Raw genomic sequence first — 4867 nt, forward strand, 5'->3', positions numbered from 1 at the left:
CCGGCACCGCTCGGCGGACTGACCCGAGGACCGGACCGTACGGCAGCCACAAGCGCGCCCCGCCCCATCTGCACCGTGGGACGGGGCGCTTGGCTGTGCCGCGAAGCGATCGGCCGGATCACTCCCCGCCGATCAGCGCGTCCACGAAGGCTCCCGGCTCGAACGGCGCCAGGTCGTCCGCGCCTTCGCCGAGCCCGATCAGCTTGACCGGGACGCCCAGTTCACGCTGCACGGCGACGACGATGCCGCCCTTGGCCGTCCCGTCGAGCTTCGTGAGCACGATGCCGGTGATGTTCACGACTTCGGCGAACACCCGTGCCTGCACGAGGCCGTTCTGGCCCGTCGTGGCGTCGAGCACGAGCAGCACCTCGTCGACAGGGCCCTGCTTCTCGACGACCCGCTTGACCTTGCCGAGCTCGTCCATCAGCCCGGTCTTGGTGTGCAGACGGCCCGCCGTGTCGATGAGGACCACGTCGGCGCCCGCCTCCGTGCCCTCCTTGACCGCGTCGAAGGCCACCGAGGCCGGGTCTCCCTCTTCGGGCCCCCGCACGGTCCGGGCTCCCACGCGCTTGCCCCAGGTCTCCAGCTGGTCCGCAGCGGCGGCACGGAAGGTGTCGGCCGCCCCGAGCACCACCGACTTGCCGTCGGCGACGAGGACCCTCGCCAGCTTCCCGGTGGTGGTGGTCTTGCCGGTGCCGTTCACACCCACGACCAGGACGACGCCCGGCCGGTCGACGGCACCCTGCGTCTCCGTGTGCACCGTACGGTCCATGTCGGGGCCGACCAGTGTGAGCAGTTCCTCACGCAGCAGGTCCCGCAGCTCGTCGGGCGTACGGGTGCCGAGCACGCGTACGCGCTCCCGGAGCCTCTCGACGAGCTCCTGGGTGGGAGTGACGCCGACGTCAGCCGTCAGCAGCGTGTCTTCGATCTCCTCCCAGGTCGCGTCGTCCAGGTGCTCACGCGAGAGCAGGGTGAGAAGGCCCTTGCCCAGGGAGTTCTGCGACCGGGAGAGGCGGGAGCGGAGCCGTACGAGCCTGCCCGCCGACGGTTCCGGCGTCTCGAGCTCGGTGGGAGCGGCGGGCGCCTCGGCAGCGGGGAGGCCGACCTCCTCGATGGTTCTGCGCGGCGCCTCGGGGGCGCCCTCGGCCTCCTCGCCCACGTGCGGCTCGGCGGGCGGTGCGGTGGTCGCCTGCGGCGTGGCGGACTTCTCCGCGGTGGTGGCCTTCTTCTTCCGGCCACTGACCACGAGTCCGCTGATCGCGCCGAGCAGGACCACGGCGATGACTGCGACAAGGATGACGATTTCCATAGCCCGTCCAGTATCCGCCACCGTCAAGCGTGCACGGCCACGGCGTCGCGGGTCGCGCACGGACGGGCCCGCGAAAGGGCGCCGCACGCAGGCCGCCGCCCCGGTCCGTCCGTCGGGACCGGGGCAGCAACCGTGCAGAGAAGTGGGCGGCGGGGTTCGGTTAGCCCATCTCCTCCAACGCCTTGCCCTTCGGTTCCGGCACCCACTTGAGCAGGAACGGGATCGAGAGCAGGGCGAAGCATGTGTAGATGACGTACGTGCCCGACAGGTTCCAGTCCGACAGGCTCGGGAAGCTGGCGGTGATGGCCCAGTTGGCGACCCATTGGGCGGCTGCGGCGACACCGAGGCCGGCGGCCCGGATCTTGTTCGGGAAGATCTCGCCGAGCAGGACCCAGACGACCACGCCCCACGAGAGCGCGAAGAAGAGTGTGAAGGTGTGCGCGCCGATCAACGCGACAGCGCCCTGCGTGTCCGGCAGCGAGACGTTCTTCCCCGAGCCGGTACGTGCGGAGAAGGCCCAGGCCACGAGCGCGAGCGAGATGGTCATGCCGATCGAGCCGGCGAGCCCGAGCGGCTTCCGGCCGACCCGGTCGACCAACAGCATCGCGATGACGGTGCCGACGATGTTCACGATCGAGGTCGTGAAGGAGTAGAGGAAGGAGCTCTCCGGGTTGATCCCGACCGACTGCCACAGCGTCGCCGAGTAGTAGAAGACCACGTTGATGCCGACGAGCTGCTGGAAGACCGACAGCCCGATGCCGACCCAGACGATGGGCAGGAAGCCGAAGCGCCCGCCGAGCAGGTCCTTGAACGTCGACTTGTGCTCACTGTGCATCTGGTGCTCGATCTCGTCCACGCGGGCGTCGAGCCGATCGTGCTCACCTTCGATGCTGCCGAGCACCTTGCGCGCCTTGTCGTGCTGCCCGACGGAGATCAGGTAGCGCGGCGACTCGGGGATCACGAAGGAGAGCAGGAAGTACGCCAGCGACGGGATCACCATGATGCCGAGCATCCACTGCCACGCTTCCAGGCCCGCGAGCTCTCCGCGCTGGTCGCCGTCAGCGAGGTTGAGGATCGCGAAGTTGACCAGCTGCGAGACGGCGATGCCCGTGACGATCGCGGCCTGCTGGAACGAGGCGAGGCGCCCGCGGTAGGCCGGAGGGGACACTTCGGCGATGTAGGCGGGGCCGATGACCGAGGCCATGCCGATCGCCACGCCGCCCAGCACACGCCACAGCGCCAGGTCCCACAGCGCGAACGGGAGCGCGGAACCGACCGCGCTCACGGTGAAGATCACGGCGGCGATCTGCATGACGCGGATGCGCCCGATCCGGTCGGCGATGCGGCCCGCGAGGGCCGCGCCGATGGCGCTGCCGATCAGCGCGGCGGCGATGACCTGCGCCAGCAGTGCGGAGCCGATCTCGAAGCGGCCTCTGACCGCCTCGACGGCCCCGTTGATGACGGAGCTGTCGTAGCCGAAGAGGAATCCGCCCATGGCGGCGGCTGCTGCGATGAAGACGACACGGCCGAGCGCGGCGGACTGACCGCCTGCCGGGTTCGTGCCCGCTTGAGGGGTGCTGGTCAAGGTCTCTCCTGCGCTGCCCGGCGCCACAGCCGGGTTCGGGATTGCGTCGCCTCCGGCACGGGCACGCGAACAGAACGCAACGCACCACGGCTTGAAGACAAGTGTGACCTTGCAGAGACTATGGCTTTAAGTTTCGAAGTCAATACCTGTGTATGAATCGACTAAAGACAGCTTCTCTGCACTGCTTGTTCAAGATGTGAAGGGTTGGTGGGCTGGACCGTCTCAATTCAGGCGCTGGCTGATGACCTTGGAGACGCCGTCCCCCTGCATCGAGACGCCGTAGAGGGCGTCGCCGACCTCCATCGTCCGCTTCTGGTGCGTGATCACGATCAGCTGCGAGCTGTCCTTCAGCTCTTCCATGATCCGGATCAGGCGCTGCAGGTTGGTGTCGTCGAGCGCCGCTTCCACCTCGTCCATGACGTAGAACGGGCTCGGCCGCGCCTTGAAGATCGAAACCAGGAGGGCGACCGCCGTCAGCGACCGCTCACCGCCGGAGAGCAGCGAGAGCCGCTTGACCTTCTTGCCCGGAGGCCGTGCCTCGACGTCGACGCCGGTGGCGAGCATGTCGTCCGGGTCGGTCAGCACCAGACGCCCCTCACCGCCCGGGAACAGCCGTGAGAAGACGCCCTCGAACTCGCGAGCGGTGTCGTAGTACGCCTCCCGGAAGACCTGTTCGACCCGCTCGTCGACCTCCTTGACCACCTGCAGCAGATCCGCGCGGGTCTTCTTCAGGTCCTCCAGCTGCTCGCTGAGGAACTGGTGGCGCTCCTCCAGCGCCGCGAACTCCTCCAGCGCCAGCGGGTTGACCTTCCCCAGCTGCTGATAGGCGCGCTCAGCCGCCCTCAGCCGCTTCTCCTGCTGCGCGCGTACGAAGGGCACCGGCTTGTTGCGCGGATGCTCGGGATCCTCCGGCAGCTCCTCACCCTCGGCGGGCAGCGACGGCGGTACGAGCTGATCCGGGCCGTAGTCGCTGACGAGACCCGCCGGTTCGACCCCCAGCTCCTCCAGCGCCTTCGTCTCCAGCTGCTCGACCCGCATGCGCTTCTCGGCGCCGAGAACCTCGCCCCGGTGCACCGAGTCGGTCAGCTTGTCCAGCTCGTCCTTCAGCTCCCGGCCCTCGTTGCGCTCGGCGATGAGCGCCCGTTCACGCTCGCCCTTCGCCTGCTCCGCGGCCTCGCGCTCCTCCTGAGCACGGCTGAGCGACGCTTCGACGTGTGCCAGCAACTGACGCGTGCCGGCCGCCACAGCACGGGCCACCTCAGCCTCGTGCCGCATGCGCGCCCGCCGCTGCTCCGCTCGCGCCCGCGCCTCACGCTCCGCACGCGCCGCACGATCGAGCGAATCCGCCCGCCCCGCGAGGGACTTGACCCGCTCCTCGTGCGTACGCACCTGCAGCCGGGCCTCCATCTCCGTCTGACGTGCGTTGGCGCCGTCGGCGGAGAGCCTGTCCCGCAGGGAGGTGTCCGGATCGACGTCGTCGTCCTCCTGGGCCTCCTCGGCGACCGACAGCCGCTCGGCGAGCTCCTCGGCCTCCTCGGTGGCCCGTACGAGCGCCGCCTCGGCCTTGGCCACGGCGGCCGCGGTCCGCTCGGCCTCGCCCGCCGCACCGCGTGCCTGTCCGCCCAGCGTCCCCAGGCGTCCGGCGATCTGCGACTTCTCCCGGTCCGCAGCGCTGCGCCGCGTCCCCAGCTCTTCGACGAGGGCGGCGCACTCCCGGCGCTTCGTCCTGGCCTGCTCCTGCTCCTCGCTCAGCTCCGTGTGCCGGTCGGCCAGCTCCTCCAGTTCGGCGGCGGCCTCGTCGACCGCGGCCTGCGCCTCCAGGAGACTGGGGGCGCCCGCGGAGCCGCCCTGCGCGAAGTGAGCGCCGAGCAGGTCCCCTTCCGCCGTCACGGCCACGGTGCCCGGATGCGTCCGCACGGACTGCTCCGCGTCCTCGAGCGTCTCCACGACCACCACGTCCCGCAGCAGCGTGC

The 4867-nt window shown here is 69.8% G+C and carries 3 protein-coding genes; all 3 read right to left on the minus strand.

Annotated features, from left to right (window positions below; genetic code table 11):
• Nucleotides 1-118 precede the first annotated feature (118 nt).
• On the minus strand, nt 119-1309 hold the full coding sequence (gene ftsY / locus H5J26_RS28440) for a signal recognition particle-docking protein FtsY (protein ID WP_181768839.1): 1191 nt from the start codon (nt 1307-1309) through the stop codon (nt 119-121).
• Nucleotides 1310-1469: 160 nt separating this feature from the next.
• A complete protein-coding gene (locus tag H5J26_RS28445) occupies nt 1470-2894 on the minus strand; it encodes a sugar porter family MFS transporter (protein WP_235981216.1) in 1425 nt (474 codons plus the stop codon).
• A gap of 222 nt (nt 2895-3116) precedes the next feature.
• Nucleotides 3117-4867 (minus strand): AAA family ATPase (locus H5J26_RS28450; RefSeq protein ID WP_181768840.1); only part of this gene is annotated, 1751 nt, incomplete at its 5' end.

Source organism: Streptomyces albidus (ex Kaewkla and Franco 2022), assembly GCF_013870515.1.
GTDB classification, from domain to species: domain Bacteria; phylum Actinomycetota; class Actinomycetes; order Streptomycetales; family Streptomycetaceae; genus Streptomyces; species Streptomyces albidus.

Excerpts from the sequence above, each read along its gene's own strand:
- ftsY (WP_181768839.1), bottom strand. The coding sequence starts at position 1,309 with ATGGAAATCGTCATCCTTGTCGCAGTCATCGCCGTGGTCCTGCTCGGC.